Here is a 13,395-nt window from a genome sequence, read left to right on the forward strand (position 1 = left end):
CGGATAAGAGTCGGCCACCGCACCTCGCGTTCGCTTGTGCCGGCGTGACGAAAGCCCGCAGCGGATATGTCGCGGCCGCACATACCGGGCCTCGGATCGAACCGGGGAACAAAAGCCGTGGCGGCTCCGTTCAGTCTAATCGATACTTGAGTGAAACAGACTCAAGTCTGGTTGACAATGTAGGGTTCGTCGGCGCAGGCTTGAGTGCGGTGCACTCAGACCCCAAATAGGACAAACCAGGAGGAACCAACATGGCTCGTGCGGTCGGAATCGACCTCGGGACCACCAACTCCGTCGTCGCGGTACTGGAGGGTGGCGATCCCGTCGTCGTCGCCAACTCCGAGGGCTCCCGCACCACGCCGTCCGTCGTCGCGTTCGCGCGCAACGGGGAGGTGCTGGTCGGCCAGCCCGCCAAGAACCAGGCGGTGACCAACGTCGACCGGACGATCCGTTCGGTCAAGCGGCACATGGGCACCGACTGGTCGGTGGAGATCGACGACAAGAAGTACACGGCGCAGGAGATCAGCGCCCGAACGCTACAGAAGTTGAAGCGCGACGCGGAGAGCTACCTCGGTGAGGACATCACTGACGCGGTCATCACCGTGCCTGCCTACTTCAACGACGCTCAGCGTCAGGCCACCAAGGAGGCCGGCCAGATCGCCGGGCTCAACGTGCTGCGCATCGTCAACGAGCCGACCGCGGCGGCGCTCGCGTACGGCCTCGACAAAGGTGAGAAGGAACAGACGATCCTGGTCTTCGACCTCGGCGGCGGCACGTTCGACGTCTCGCTGCTGGAGATCGGCGAGGGCGTCGTCGAGGTGCGCGCCACCAGCGGTGACAACCACCTGGGCGGCGACGACTGGGACGACCGGATTGTGGAGTGGCTGGTCGACAAGTTCAAGGGCACCTCTGGCATCGACCTGACCAAGGACAAGATGGCGATGCAGCGGCTGCGTGAGGCCGCCGAGAAGGCCAAGATCGAGCTGAGCTCGAGCCAGAGCACCTCGATCAACCTGCCCTACATCACCGTCGACGCGGACAAGAACCCGCTGTTCCTCGACGAGCAGCTGACCCGCGCCGAGTTCCAGCGCATCACCCAGGATCTGCTCGACCGGACGCGTCAGCCGTTCCAGCAGGTGGTCAAGGACGCCGGCATCTCGGTGTCCGACATCGACCACGTCGTGCTGGTCGGCGGTTCGACCCGCATGCCCGCCGTGTCGGATCTGGTCAAGGAAATGACCGGCGGCAAGGAGCCCAACAAGGGCGTCAACCCGGACGAGGTCGTCGCGGTGGGCGCCGCCCTGCAGGCCGGCGTGCTCAAGGGTGAGGTGAAAGACGTTCTGCTGCTTGATGTCACGCCGCTGTCCCTCGGTATCGAGACCAAGGGTGGCGTCATGACCAAGCTGATTGAGCGCAACACCACGATCCCGACCAAGCGGTCGGAGACCTTCACCACCGCCGACGACAACCAGCCGTCGGTGCAGATTCAGGTCTATCAGGGTGAGCGTGAGATCGCGGCGCACAACAAGCTGCTCGGCAGCTTCGAGCTGACCGGTATCCCGCCGGCTCCGCGCGGTGTGCCCCAGATCGAGGTCACCTTCGACATCGATGCCAACGGCATCGTGCACGTGACCGCGAAGGACAAAGGCACCGGCAAGGAGAACACGATCCGCATCCAGGAAGGCTCCGGCCTGTCCAAGGACGAGATCGACCGGATGATCAAGGACGCCGAGGCGCACGCCGAGGAGGACCGCAAGCGTCGCGAGGAGGCCGACGTCCGCAACCAGGCCGAGTCGCTGGTCTACCAGACGGAGAAGTTCGTCTCTGAGCAGCGCGGCGGCGAGGGTGGCTCCAAGGTCCCCGAGGACACCCTGGCCAAGGTCGACTCCGCGATCGCCGATGCCAAGAAGGCGCTGGAAGGCACCGACATCGGTGAGATCAAGTCCGCGATGGAGAAGCTGGGCGTCGAATCGCAGGCGCTGGGCCAGGCCATCTACGAGGCCACCCAGGCCGAGCAGGCCGCGGGTGGCGGCGCCGACGCCGGTCAGGCGGACGACAACGTCGTGGACGCCGAGGTCGTCGACGATGACGCTGACAAGGAGAACAAGTGACAGGAAACGATCCGCACGAGCCGGTGACCGTCACCGACAAACGGCGCATCGATCCGGTCACCGGTGAAGTGAGAGAAGCAGGTTCGGGTTCGGCGGCCGGTGAGCCGGCGCCGGGCTCGCCCACGCAGCCGGCGGCGGGGGAGGAGGCCGACAAGGCCTCCGAACTGCTCGCCGATCTGCAGCGGGTACAGGCCGATTTCACGAACTACCGCAAGCGGGCGTTGCGCGATCAGCAGGTGGCGGCCGACCGGGCCAAGGCCTCGGTCATCTCGGAGCTATTGCCCATCCTCGACGACCTCGACCGCGCGCGCAGCCACGGGGACCTCGAGAGCGGTCCGCTCAAGGCGATGGCCGACAAGCTGGTCAACACCCTTGAGGGGCTGGGTCTTTCGGGGTTCGGCGCCGAAGGCGACGAGTTCGACCCCGAACTTCACGAGGCCGTGCAGCACGAGGGTGAGGGCACTCACCCCGTCCTCGGCACCGTGATGCGACGCGGGTACAAGGTCGGCGACCAGGTCGTGCGCCACGCCCTGGTCGGAGTGGTGGACACGGTTCCCGGGGACACCGCCCCCGCCTCGGGTGACGAAGCCGAGGCCGAATGATGAGAAGGTGGCGCGGAATAGCCGAAACGGACGGATTCTGCGCCACCTTCGCGTCAGCGGCGGCGACTAATCCGGCGCGATTCGTCGTCAATCATCAAAATCGGAATGAGACTGCGATAAACAGACATGAGCGGAAGGAGGTGACGCGGTATGGCCCAGCGTGAGTGGGTCGAGAAGGACTTCTACAAGGAGCTCGGCGTCTCCTCTGACGCCAGCGATCAGGAAATCAAGCGGGCGGCCCGAAAGCTGCTCGCGGAGAACCATCCCGACCGCAATCCCGGGAACTCGGCCGCCGAAGATCGGTACAAGGCTGTATCCGAGGCCAAAGAGGTGCTCACCGACCCGGCCAAGCGTAAAGAGTACGACGAGACCCGACGCTTGTTCGCCAACGGCGGTTTCGGCCGCGGCCGGTTCGGCGGCGGTGGCGGCTTCGGTGGATTCGGTGGCGGCGACGGCGCCGAGTTCAACCTGAACGACCTCTTCGATGCGGCCGGCCAGACCGGCGGCGCGAACATCGGCGATCTGTTCGGTGGGCTCTTCGGCCGCGGCGCCCAGCAGGCCCGACCCAGCAGGCCGCGTCGCGGCAACGACCTCGAGACCGAGGCGGAGCTGTCGTTCCTGGAAGCCACCAAGGGTGTGGCGATGCCGTTGCGGCTCACCAGCCCCGCGCCGTGCACGAACTGTCACGGCAGCGGCGCCCGGCCCGGCACCAGTCCGAAGGTTTGCCCGAACTGCAACGGGTCCGGGGTGATCAACCGCAACCAGGGCGCGTTCGGGTTCTCCGAGCCGTGCACGGAATGCCGTGGCAGCGGGTCGATCATCGAGCACCCCTGCCAGGAGTGCAAGGGCACCGGCGTGACCACCCGCACCCGCACGATCAACGTGCGGATCCCCCCGGGCGTCGAGGACGGACAACGAATCCGGTTGGCCGGCCAGGGCGAAGCGGGTCTGCGCGGTGCACCGTCGGGCGACCTGTACGTCACCGTGCACGTGCGGCCCGACAAGGTGTTCGGCCGCGACGGCGACGACCTGACCGTCACCGTGCCGGTCAGCTTCCACGAGTTGGCGCTCGGCACAACGCTTTCGGTGCCGACGCTGGAAGGCAAGGTCGGTGTGCGGGTGCCCAAGGGCACGTCGGACGGACGCATCCTGCGAGTGCGCGGGCGTGGCGTGCCGAAACGCTCTGGCGGACACGGCGATCTGCTCGTGACGGTGAAGGTCGCGGTGCCGCCGAACCTCGAGGGTGAGGCGGCCGAGGCGTTGGAGGCCTATGCGAAGGCGGAGCGGGCCAGCGGCTTCGATCCGCGGGCCGGATGGGCAGGTGCCTGATGGCAGCGAAACGGCCGAACGACGAGGCGCGTACGTTCCTGATCTCGGTCGCCGCGGAGCTGGCGGGCATGCATGCCCAGACGCTGCGCACCTATGACCGGCTCGGTTTGGTGCGCCCGCAGCGCACCTCGGGTGGCGGGAGGCGTTACTCGCAGCACGACGTGGAGTTGCTCCGCGAGGTGCAGCGGTTGAGCCAGGACGAGGGTGTCAACCTCGCGGGCATCAAACGCATCATCGAGCTGACCAACCAGGTCGAGGCGCTGCAGGCGCGGGTGCGGGAGCTGACCGAAGAAGTGGAGGCGTTGCGCGGATCTTCGCGCCGCGATCTGGCCGTGATGCCGAAGAGCACCGCGGTCGTAGTCTGGCAACCGCGAAATAAGCGCTAAATCACCGTGATCGAGAACCGAGCGGTCTCCGGCTTGCCGGGGGCCGCCTTTCGGTATCCGCCCCTTCGCAGTGAATCCGTCGGCGCGGCCATCGGCTCGATGCCGATCAGGTCGTCGTCGGGTGGGGCGAAGAGCTGTGCTGCGGGATAGCCGGTTTCGAACCGCACCTCGATGCGGCGCTCACCGTCGGTGAGGGTGAACACCGCGCCTTCTGGGACCTGGTCGAAACCGTCGTCGTAGGCGGTGATCTTCAATTGTTCTGCGCCGCCGGGCCACTGCTCGTGAGCGCCGGTGGGGATGCCGTTGTCGTCGACCGGCAGGTGGCGCATCGCCGGGGTGCTCAGCGTCCACTCCTCGCGTGGGACGCCGGGGATCTTCAGGTACGGGTGGTAGCCGAAGCACAGCGGCACGGCCGCCGACGAGGTGGGCGTGACCGTCGTCTCGATGGTGAGCGTGCGGTCGTCGAGCATGACGTGTTGGGTGAGTAGGTGCGGGAACGGAAACGACGCGAGCAGTTGCGCGTCGGCGCCGTAGTCGAGCTCGGCGGTCAGGACGTTCTCGGTGCGGGTGGTCACCTTCCAACCCGGATAGGCGGCGAGCACACCGTGGATCGGCGCACCGTGCTCGTCGGTGCGGACACCATTTGCGCCGGGGGTCAAGGTGACGACCGACCCGTCGACCTCATAGCTGTTGGCGCTCAACCGGTTCGCCCACGGATACAGGATGGGGATGCCCATCGTCTTGCCGTTGTTCACGTAGGCGGTCAAGCCGCGGCGCTGACCGAGGAACTCGTCACCCGACTCGGCCAGCGACGTGCCGATCATGCCGGCGGACGGGACGAAGGTCGCGGTCAGGTCCGACGACGGGTCTCTCAGCGTGACGGCATCGAAGTCAACCACCAGACGATCGTCCCATGCTGGGCTGAGATGAAGCCATGGCCGGATTCAGGAGCTCAACGGATCGTGCTGAATGCGTTCGGCCGGTGCTCCTTTGGCGAGCAGCGCCGCCTTGGTCGCCGTCACCATGTTCGGGCTCCCGCAGATCAGGATCTGCCGATCGCCCCAGTTGCCGTAACGGGTGACCACGTCGGCCAGCGTGCCGGTCTGTCGCACATGCAAGCCGCGCGGTGGCTGCACGTCAGGATAGTCGGCGGCCCACGGCGGGTCGACGTTGAACTCCGAGACCGGGGTGACGGACAGCCACGGGTTCTGCGACGCGATCTCCCACAGCGTGCGCAGGTCGTACAGGTCGCACGGATACCGTCCGCCGAAGAACAGGTGGACGCGCGGATTGACGCCCCAGCGGGTGAGATCCATGATCAGCGTCCGCAGCGGCGCCAGCCCGGTGCTGCCCGCCACCATCAGCACGTCGCCGCCGTCGCGGTCCACGTGCAGCCCCCCGTGCGGGTTGGACAGCCGCCACCGGTCGCCGGGTTTCGTCTCGGCGACGATCGCGGTGCTCACCATGCCGCCGGCCACGGAGCGGATGTGGAATTCGATCGCGCCGGACGGCTCGGTCGGTATCGACGGGCTCAGATACCGCCACCGGCGCGGCCATTGCGGAACCTGGACCGTCACGTATTGGCCCGGGTGGTAGAACAGCGGACGGTCCAGCTGCAACCGCACGACCGAGACGTCGCGGGTGACCCGCAGGTGTTCGATGACCGTGCCGTCGCAGAATGGCGGGCCCTGCTCCGCGTCGGCGGCCCCGCGCATCACCCCGACCATCAACGCGACGGCGTCCTGTGCGGTCTCGGCGAGGGACTCATCCCAGTGCTCGGTCAGGTGATTGCGGAAGCTGGCGTACAGCGCCGTCTGCATGGTGTCGTAATGCCGTTGCAGCACACCGTACTTGCGATGGTCGCGGCCCAGCTGAGCGAGGAATGCGACCGGCTCCTGTGCTCGTTGGGCGACGAGTTCGCCCAACACCCAGGAGACGGCGTGGCCGAACCGCCGACGCTGCTCGTCCATGTCCGGCGGGAACAGGTCGCGCACCGAGATGTCGATCGCGAACCAGTGGGTGTAGAAGCTACGAATCAAGTCCGAGCCGAGCGCGGGATCGACCGCGTCACGCAGCGTGCGCAGCGCGTCACGGTCGTCGAGTCCCACGCGGCCCGAGTGTATGTCAGCCGGGCGTCACCCTTCGCTGCCGAAGCGCCGCCAGCACGATCAGCGCCACTCCGACGGCCGTCCAGCAGGTCAGCACGATGACCGGCATCGCGGCACCCGCACCGTCGAAGAACGCCGCGGACCGCAGCAGGGTGGCGTTGGCGCCCTGGGGCAGGAACTGGCCGAACTGTCCCCAGCCGCTGGGCAACAGTTCGGGGGCGCTGGTCAGGCCGGACAGCGGGTTGCCGACGAGCAGCGCGAGCACCGCGCCCAGCGCGAGGCCGACCCGGCCGAACAGCGACCCCAACCCCAGCATCGTCAACCCCATGGCCAGTGCGCCCAATGTCAGCGCACCGGCGACTCCCCAGAAGTTCGCGTCGATCGAGCCCATGACCCAACGCAGCAGCGCGGCGATCGACAGCCCGGCCACGCCCGCGAAGACCACGGCGGCGGTGAAGCGTGTCCACACCTCGCGCTTGAGCGCGAACATCAACGCGATAGCGGGCAGCAGCCCGGCGAGGGTGATGGGCAGGGCGGAGGCGGCCAGACCGGCACCGCGCGGGTCGTCGGCGGTCGGGGGCGCCAGGTCCTCGACGCGCAATTGCGTGCGGGTCTTCTGCGCAACGCCGTTGCCGATCTGGGTCAACATCTGGGCGACCATGGGGCTTGCGCCCGTCGCGGTCATCAGGGTCGGCCCCTCGGGTCCGAATGCGATGCCGCCGTACACGTCGCGATTGCGGATCGCCTCGCGAAGGGCGTCGGCACCGGGGTAGTAGGTGACCGCGAACGCGCCCGGCGCCTGTTGATCCAGCGTCGCCGCGACTTGACCACTGGCCGCCTGCGGCCCGGCCGCGCCGATCGGCACGTCGTGTGGACCGCTGCGGGCGGCGGGCAGTGCGAAGGCCAGCGCGACGATCGCGATGACGACGGTGAGCACCACGACCACGCCCGTCGCGCGTACCGCGGCGGGCGGCTCGTGAACCGGTGACGCGTGGTGGGTGGCCCTTTCGAATGTTTCGGTAGTCATGGTTCACGCCTTTTCATTCGTCGTTGAATTTCTGCATAGGGGCAGGGTATCGCCCTGGACCAATAATTTCAACACTCATTGAAATGCTAACCTCGTGGTATGGCGTCACCAGCCAAAACAGTCCGGCGCAGGGGCCGGCGACAGGGCGAGCCGGTCTCGCGTGACGCGGTGCTCGCCGCGGCCCGCAAGCGCTTCGGCGCCGAGGGTTACGAGAAGACGACGCTGCGTGCGGTGGCCCGCGACGCCCACGTCGACCCGTCGATGGTCCTCTACCTGTTCGGCTCGAAGGCCCAGCTGTTTCGGGAGTCGCTCAACCTCGTCGTCACCCCCGGCGCGCTCGTGTCTGCACTCGCCGGAGGCCCGGACGACGACCCCGACATCGGCACCCGCATGGTGCGGACTTATTTGCGGATCTGGCAGTCACCGGATTCGGGCCCCACGATGGTCGCGATGTTGCAGTCGGCCACCTCCAACCCCGACGCGCACGAGGCGTTCCGCGGCTTCATGCAGGATCACGTGCTGAGCGCGGTGTCCGCCGAGCTCGGCGGCGGGGAAGAGGCCCGGCTGCGAGCGCTTCTGGCGGCGAGTCAGCTCGTGGGTACCGCGGTGCTGCGCTTCGTCATGAAGATCCCGCCGTTGGCGACGCTGCCCGACGACGACCTGGTGCGGCTGCTCGCGCCGACGGTGACGCGGTATCTGACGGCCGACGCCGCGGAGCTCGGGCTGCCGGAGCCCGGCGGGTCATAAGCCGTGAATGCCCTTGTACAACACCATGAGCCCGATCACTACGAGGATGCCCGCGATGAGAACGGCGTGCTGGCGGTCCATCCAGTCCTTGAGCCGCGCCAGCGGTCGGTCGAGCCGGTCGCCGGAGACCGCGTAGGCCAGGATCGGCAGCGCGACCGTCGAACCGGCCGCGATCACGAACCAGGCGACGGCCACCCAGTCGTCGCGGGATCCGCCGGCGGTGCCGATCGCCAAACCCGCTGCGGCGCAGATGAACAGGACCTTCGGGTTGGCGACCGTCAGCAGCATCGCGGTGCCGCCCGCGCGTAGCGGGGTCAACGTGCTCAGGCCCTCCATCCAGCGCGGCTTGTGCGACGTCTTCTTGCGGGTGAACCAGCGATACAACCCGAACACGATGAGCGCCGCTCCGACCACGATTCGCAACAACGACGCCCATCCCGGCGGCCGGCCCTCGCGGCCGCCGAGCAGGCTGGACACCTGAAGGAAGATGCTCGTCAGCACCGCCAGCCCGATGAACCACCCGGCCAGGAACGCCAGGCTCGTCGGGCGCGGCCGCGTCGTGTGCAGCACGAGCACCGCGGGGATGATCGACAGCGGTGAGAGCGCCACCACCAACGCCAACGGGATCAGTTCGGTGAGCAACGATCCCTTGTCCACGAGGCCGAACATAGCGGAATGCCCACTGCCGGTGCGGTTCTTACGCCGCATGCGCTGTGCGCGTCGCTGTTTCGGGGTGTCGAAGCGGTACATCCCGGTCCACTCGTGCTGGACCCCCACCACGGGGCGGAACAGCTCGCTGCCACGGAAGCCGGGAAACTCGTTCTCGGCCAGGCGAAGTCGGTCCTGCCAGGCGAGGAACTCGTCGACCTGATCGGCGCACCCGGTGGCCGATGATGACCGTCGCGGCGGCAGCGCCGTCCGTCGTGATCAGATGGATCGCGCCGCGTGGTACTGGCAGGCCTTCCACTCATCGTCCTCGCGCAGGAAGTCGATGTCGAAGATCTTGGCCTCGGGCCGATTGGCGGCCGCGAACCGAACGGTGGCCACGGCGGTGAGCGCGGGTTCGCCGGCGACCCTCACCGAGCTGACCGTGACCTGGGTCGGCCCGTCGGCCTTGCGGCTGGCGTACCACTCGGCCGCGAAGCCCGCGGACCGACGCATCGGCGCGCAGATGTGCGCGGCGAACGATGCGAAGTCCTCGCGGTTGTAGGAGCCGTTCATTCCGTCGAGGACGGCGCGGACCTGATCCTCGTCGCTGACCGCGGCAGCTGGCACGGCCGACGCCGGCGGGACGAACCCGCTCACGCTCACCGCGAAGCCCGCGAGAATCACGCAAAGCCGACGCATGCGTCCAGCCTCGCTGATACAGCTGTGAAAATTGTGACAGCTGAGCGGCGTGTTGTGCACATCGGTCCCGAGGTGGGTGCCAAGGGGGCCGAAAATTGACTAGACTTGAGCGGAACAGACTCAAGATTGACGACGTTGATCTATGCGACAAGCATTTCGCCAAGCTCACGTACCTAAGAAAGGGAAGGTGTCGTGGACTCGTTCAATCCGACGACCAAAACTCAGGCGGCGCTGACCGCGTCGTTGCAGGCGGCCACGGCCGCGGGCAACCCGCAGATCACACCCGCCCACCTGTTGATGGCACTGTTGACGCAGAACGACGGCATTGCCGCACCCCTTCTCGAGGCCGTCGGCGTTGAACCCGCAACGATTCGCGCGGAGACGCAGCGGCTCCTCGACCGCCTGCCCAGCGCCAGTGGTGCGGCCTCGCAGCCGCAGCTGTCCCCGCAGGCCCTGGCCGCGATCACCGCCGCCCAGCACCTGGCGACCGAGATGGACGACGAGTACGTCTCGACCGAACACCTGATGGTCGGCCTGGCCACCGGCGAATCGGACACAGCGAAGCTGCTGACCGGCCACGGCGCCTCTCCACAGGCCCTGCGCGAGGCGTTCGTCAAGGTGCGCGGAAGCGCCCGGGTCACCAGCCCGGACCCCGAGGGGACCTACCAGGCGCTGGAGAAGTACTCCACCGATCTGACCGCCCGCGCTCGGGAGGGCAAGCTCGACCCGGTCATCGGGCGCGACACCGAGATCCGACGCGTCGTGCAGGTGCTGTCGCGTCGCACCAAGAACAACCCCGTGCTGATCGGTGAGCCCGGCGTCGGTAAGACCGCGATCGTCGAGGGCCTCGCCCAGCGCATCGTGGCCGGCGACGTGCCGGAAAGCCTGCGCGACAAGACCGTCGTCAGCCTGGACCTGGGCTCGATGGTGGCCGGCTCGAAGTACCGCGGCGAGTTCGAGGAACGGCTGAAGGCCGTCCTGGACGACATCAAGAACTCGGCCGGCCAGATCATCACGTTCATCGACGAGCTGCACACCATCGTGGGTGCGGGCGCGACCGGTGACGGTTCGATGGACGCGGGCAACATGATCAAGCCGATGCTGGCCCGCGGCGAGCTGCGGCTGGTCGGCGCGACCACGCTCGACGAGTACCGCAAGTACATCGAGAAGGACGCCGCGCTGGAGCGCCGCTTCCAGCAGGTCTATGTCGGTGAGCCGTCGGTCGAGGACACCGTCGGCATCCTGCGCGGGCTCAAGGACCGCTACGAGGTGCACCACGGTGTGCGCATCACCGACTCCGCGTTGGTGGCGGCGGCGACACTGTCCGACCGCTACATCACCTCGCGGTTCCTGCCGGACAAGGCGATCGACCTGGTCGACGAGGCCGCGTCCCGGCTGCGCATGGAGATCGACTCGCGGCCCGTCGAGGTCGACGAGGTCGAGCGGCTGGTGCGTCGCCTCGAGATCGAGGAGATGGCGCTGTCCAAGGAAGAGGACGCCGCCTCCAAGGAGCGGCTGGAGAAGCTGCGCGGCGAACTGGCCGATAAGAAGGAGGAGCTGGCCCAACTAACCAGCAGGTGGCAGAACGAGAAGAACGCCATCGACATTGTCCGCGAGCTCAAGGAGCAGCTCGAGTCGCTGCGAGGTGAGGCCGACCGCGCTGAACGCGACGGCAACCTGGAGCGGGCCGCCGAACTGCGGTACGGCCGCATCCCCGAGGTGGAGAAGAAGCTCGACGCGGCGCTCCCGCACGCCGAGGCGCGCGAGGACGTCATGCTCAAGGAGGAGGTCGGACCCGACGACATCGCCGACGTGGTGTCGGCTTGGACCGGTATCCCCGCGGGCCGGATGCTCGAGGGCGAGACGGCCAAGCTGCTGCGCATGGAGGACGAGCTGGGCAAGCGCGTCGTCGGGCAGCGCAAGGCCGTGCAGGCTGTTTCTGATGCCGTGCGGCGCAGCCGCGCCGGTGTCGCCGACCCGAACCGGCCGACGGGTTCGTTCATGTTCCTGGGCCCGACCGGTGTCGGTAAGACCGAGCTGGCCAAGGCGCTGGCGGAGTTCCTGTTCGACGACGAGCGGGCGATGGTCCGCATCGATATGAGCGAGTACGCCGAGAAGCACTCGGTGGCCCGCCTGGTCGGCGCGCCTCCCGGCTACGTCGGCTACGACCAGGGCGGTCAGTTGACCGAGGCGGTGCGGCGTCGCCCGTACACGGTGATCCTGTTCGACGAGATCGAGAAGGCCCACCCGGACGTGTTCGACGTGCTGTTGCAGGTGCTCGACGAGGGCAGGCTGACCGACGGCCAGGGCCGCACGGTCGACTTCCGCAACACGATCCTGATCCTGACGTCGAACCTGGGTGCCGGCGGTACCGAGGAGCAGGTGATGGCCGCCGTGCGTGGGGCGTTCAAACCGGAGTTCATCAACCGGCTCGACGACGTGATCGTGTTCGACGGGCTGAACCCCGAGGAGCTGGTGCACATCGTCGACATCCAGCTCGAGCAGCTGGCCAAGCGGTTGGAGCAGCGCAGGCTCACCCTCGAGGTGTCCCTGCCCGCCAAGAAGTGGCTGGCCCAGCGGGGCTTCGACCCGCTCTACGGCGCCCGCCCGCTGCGCAGGCTGATCCAGCAGGCCATCGGCGACCAGCTGGCCAAGCTGCTGCTGGCAGGCGACGTGCACGACGGCGACATCGTTCCGGTCAACCTCAGCGCCGACGGCGACTCGCTGGTGCTGGGCTGACGTCCGTCGTTCCGCCGCGAAATTGCATTCCGGCAGCGAAATGTCGAGTAGACACCTGCTGGAATGCAATTTCGCGCGGCGGATATTGGCAGATGCCGGGTTGTGACCAGGAAGAGTTCGGGATTCGGCGCTACCTGCACGTAGGCTAGAGCGCAATGGTCCCGCTTTGGTTCACGCTGTCCGCGCTCTGCTTCGTCGGTGCGGCCGTGTTGCTCTACGTCGACATCGACCGTCGACGCGGCTTGGGGCGTCGACGCAAGTCCTGGGCGAAGTCACACGGCTTCGACTACGAACACGAATCGACCGACATCGTCCAACGCTGGAAGCGCGGGGTGATGTCGACGGTCGGCGAGGTCGCCGCGAAGAACGTGGTCCTCGGGCAGATCCGCGGCGAGGCGGTGTTCATCTTCGACCTCGAAGACGTCGCGACGGTGATCGCGCTGCACCGCAAGGTCGGCACCAACGTCGTCGTCGACCTGCGGCTCAAGGGCATCAAAGAGCCGCGAGAAAACGACATCTGGCTGCTCGGCGCGATCGGCCCGCGCATGGTCTACTCCACCAACCTCGATGCCGCTCGACGTGCGTGCGACCGGCGGATGGTGACGTTCGCCCACACCGCCCCCGACTGCGCCGAGATCATGTGGAACGAGGAGCACTGGACGCTGGTCTCCATGCCGGTGACCAGCACACGCGCGCAGTGGGACGAGGGTCTGCGCACCGTGCGCCAGTTCAACGACCTTCTGCGCGTCCTGCCGCCGACTCCGCAGGCCATGGCGCAGGGCAGCCAGGGCGCGCTGGCCCGGCGAAGCGGATCGCCCAGCCGCCCGCTCACCCCCGCGGCCGGCCGCGAACCGGTACCGGGCGTCGACGCTCCGGGCCGCCCCGAGGCGCGCTACCCCCAGCAGCCGCCCCGGCCCGACGCACGGCGTCAACCGCCGCGTAACGGACGGCAGTCACCGCACTATCAGCGGTAAGTGGCGCCCGGAGCTCGCGACCGGG

13 protein-coding genes are annotated in these 13,395 nt (G+C 67.7%); 8 read left to right on the plus strand and 5 right to left on the minus strand.

The genetic code is table 11. The features are described from left to right. Positions 1-251 precede the first annotated feature (251 nt). The 4 genes from dnaK to A5759_RS18605 all read left to right on the plus strand — a co-directional run bounded on the left by dnaK (position 252) and on the right by A5759_RS18605 (position 4,428). Positions 252-2,111: a molecular chaperone DnaK gene (dnaK, locus tag A5759_RS18590; protein ID WP_068200196.1), complete on the plus strand. Its 1,860-nt coding sequence runs from the start codon at positions 252-254 to the stop codon at positions 2,109-2,111. Further along, positions 2,108-2,713, plus strand: coding sequence for a nucleotide exchange factor GrpE (grpE, locus tag A5759_RS18595; RefSeq protein ID WP_068200199.1), 606 nt, complete (start codon positions 2,108-2,110; stop codon positions 2,711-2,713). The genes dnaK and grpE overlap by 4 nt, the downstream gene beginning before the upstream one ends. 150 nt (positions 2,714-2,863) lie before the next feature. Further along, positions 2,864-4,042, plus strand: coding sequence for a molecular chaperone DnaJ (gene dnaJ, locus A5759_RS18600; RefSeq protein WP_068200202.1), 1,179 nt, complete (start codon positions 2,864-2,866; stop codon positions 4,040-4,042). After that, positions 4,042-4,428 carry a heat shock protein transcriptional repressor HspR gene (locus A5759_RS18605; RefSeq protein WP_068200205.1) on the plus strand — a complete coding sequence of 129 codons (387 nt, stop codon included), beginning with the start codon at positions 4,042-4,044 and terminating at the stop codon, positions 4,426-4,428. The genes dnaJ and A5759_RS18605 overlap by 1 nt, the downstream gene beginning before the upstream one ends. Here the strand turns inward: A5759_RS18605 and A5759_RS18610 are convergent. Genes A5759_RS18610 through A5759_RS18620 form a run of 3 tightly spaced genes read right to left on the minus strand, consistent with a single transcriptional unit; the run spans position 4,425 to position 7,563 of the window. Beyond that, positions 4,425-5,327 (minus strand): aldose 1-epimerase, encoded by a 903-nt coding sequence (locus tag A5759_RS18610; protein ID WP_068200210.1) that lies wholly within the window; start codon positions 5,325-5,327, stop codon positions 4,425-4,427. The genes A5759_RS18605 and A5759_RS18610 overlap by 4 nt on opposite strands. Before the next feature lie 45 nt (positions 5,328-5,372). Further along, complete coding sequence (locus tag A5759_RS18615) at positions 5,373-6,536, minus strand: FAD-binding oxidoreductase (RefSeq protein ID WP_068200214.1); 1,164 nt, start codon at positions 6,534-6,536, stop codon at positions 5,373-5,375. Between the two features lie 16 nt (positions 6,537-6,552). Next, positions 6,553-7,563, minus strand: coding sequence for a hypothetical protein (locus A5759_RS18620; protein WP_068200217.1), 1,011 nt, complete (start codon positions 7,561-7,563; stop codon positions 6,553-6,555). Between the two features lie 99 nt (positions 7,564-7,662). On the opposite strand from A5759_RS18620, the gene A5759_RS18625 reads away from it, so the two are divergent. After that, positions 7,663-8,310, plus strand: a complete 648-nt coding sequence (locus tag A5759_RS18625; RefSeq protein ID WP_068200220.1) for a TetR family transcriptional regulator — start codon at positions 7,663-7,665, stop codon at positions 8,308-8,310. Here the strand turns inward: A5759_RS18625 and A5759_RS18630 are convergent. Further along, positions 8,305-8,967: a GAP family protein gene (locus A5759_RS18630; RefSeq protein WP_369816237.1), complete on the minus strand. Its 663-nt coding sequence runs from the start codon at positions 8,965-8,967 to the stop codon at positions 8,305-8,307. The genes A5759_RS18625 and A5759_RS18630 overlap by 6 nt on opposite strands. 18 nt (positions 8,968-8,985) lie before the next feature. On the opposite strand from A5759_RS18630, the gene A5759_RS18635 reads away from it, so the two are divergent. Continuing rightward, positions 8,986-9,204 (plus strand): hypothetical protein, encoded by a 219-nt coding sequence (locus tag A5759_RS18635; RefSeq protein WP_068200225.1) that lies wholly within the window; start codon positions 8,986-8,988, stop codon positions 9,202-9,204. Between the two features lie 33 nt (positions 9,205-9,237). On the opposite strand, the gene A5759_RS18640 is transcribed toward A5759_RS18635, so the two are convergent. Next, on the minus strand, positions 9,238-9,657 hold the full coding sequence (locus tag A5759_RS18640; protein ID WP_068200229.1) for a hypothetical protein: 420 nt from the start codon (positions 9,655-9,657) through the stop codon (positions 9,238-9,240). A gap of 192 nt (positions 9,658-9,849) precedes the next feature. Between A5759_RS18640 and clpB the strand changes: the two genes are divergently transcribed. Together clpB and ttfA are read left to right on the plus strand one after the other, a co-directional pair. Further along, positions 9,850-12,396, plus strand: coding sequence for an ATP-dependent chaperone ClpB (clpB, locus tag A5759_RS18645; protein WP_068200231.1), 2,547 nt, complete (start codon positions 9,850-9,852; stop codon positions 12,394-12,396). 155 nt (positions 12,397-12,551) lie between these two features. Further along, positions 12,552-13,370 carry a trehalose monomycolate transport factor TtfA gene (gene ttfA, locus A5759_RS18650; protein WP_068200234.1) on the plus strand — a complete coding sequence of 273 codons (819 nt, stop codon included), beginning with the start codon at positions 12,552-12,554 and terminating at the stop codon, positions 13,368-13,370. The last annotated feature ends 25 nt before the right edge of the window (positions 13,371-13,395 follow it).

This window comes from Mycobacterium sp. 852014-52144_SCH5372336 (assembly GCF_001665615.1).
In the GTDB taxonomy this organism is placed as follows: domain Bacteria; phylum Actinomycetota; class Actinomycetes; order Mycobacteriales; family Mycobacteriaceae; genus Mycobacterium; species Mycobacterium neumannii_A.

Bases quoted from the DNA above. Each gene is read 5' to 3' on its own strand.
- dnaK (WP_068200196.1), top strand. From the start codon at position 252: ATGGCTCGTGCGGTCGGAATCGACCTCGGGACCACCAACTCCGTCGTC.
- dnaJ (WP_068200202.1), top strand. From the start codon at position 2,864: ATGGCCCAGCGTGAGTGGGTCGAGAAGGACTTCTACAAGGAGCTCGGC.
- A5759_RS18605 (WP_068200205.1), top strand. From the start codon at position 4,042: ATGGCAGCGAAACGGCCGAACGACGAGGCGCGTACGTTCCTGATCTCG.
- A5759_RS18620 (WP_068200217.1), bottom strand. From the start codon at position 7,563: ATGACTACCGAAACATTCGAAAGGGCCACCCACCACGCGTCACCGGTT.
- A5759_RS18625 (WP_068200220.1), top strand. From the start codon at position 7,663: ATGGCGTCACCAGCCAAAACAGTCCGGCGCAGGGGCCGGCGACAGGGC.
- A5759_RS18635 (WP_068200225.1), top strand. From the start codon at position 8,986: ATGCCCACTGCCGGTGCGGTTCTTACGCCGCATGCGCTGTGCGCGTCG.
- A5759_RS18640 (WP_068200229.1), bottom strand. From the start codon at position 9,657: ATGCGTCGGCTTTGCGTGATTCTCGCGGGCTTCGCGGTGAGCGTGAGC.
- ttfA (WP_068200234.1), top strand. From the start codon at position 12,552: ATGGTCCCGCTTTGGTTCACGCTGTCCGCGCTCTGCTTCGTCGGTGCG.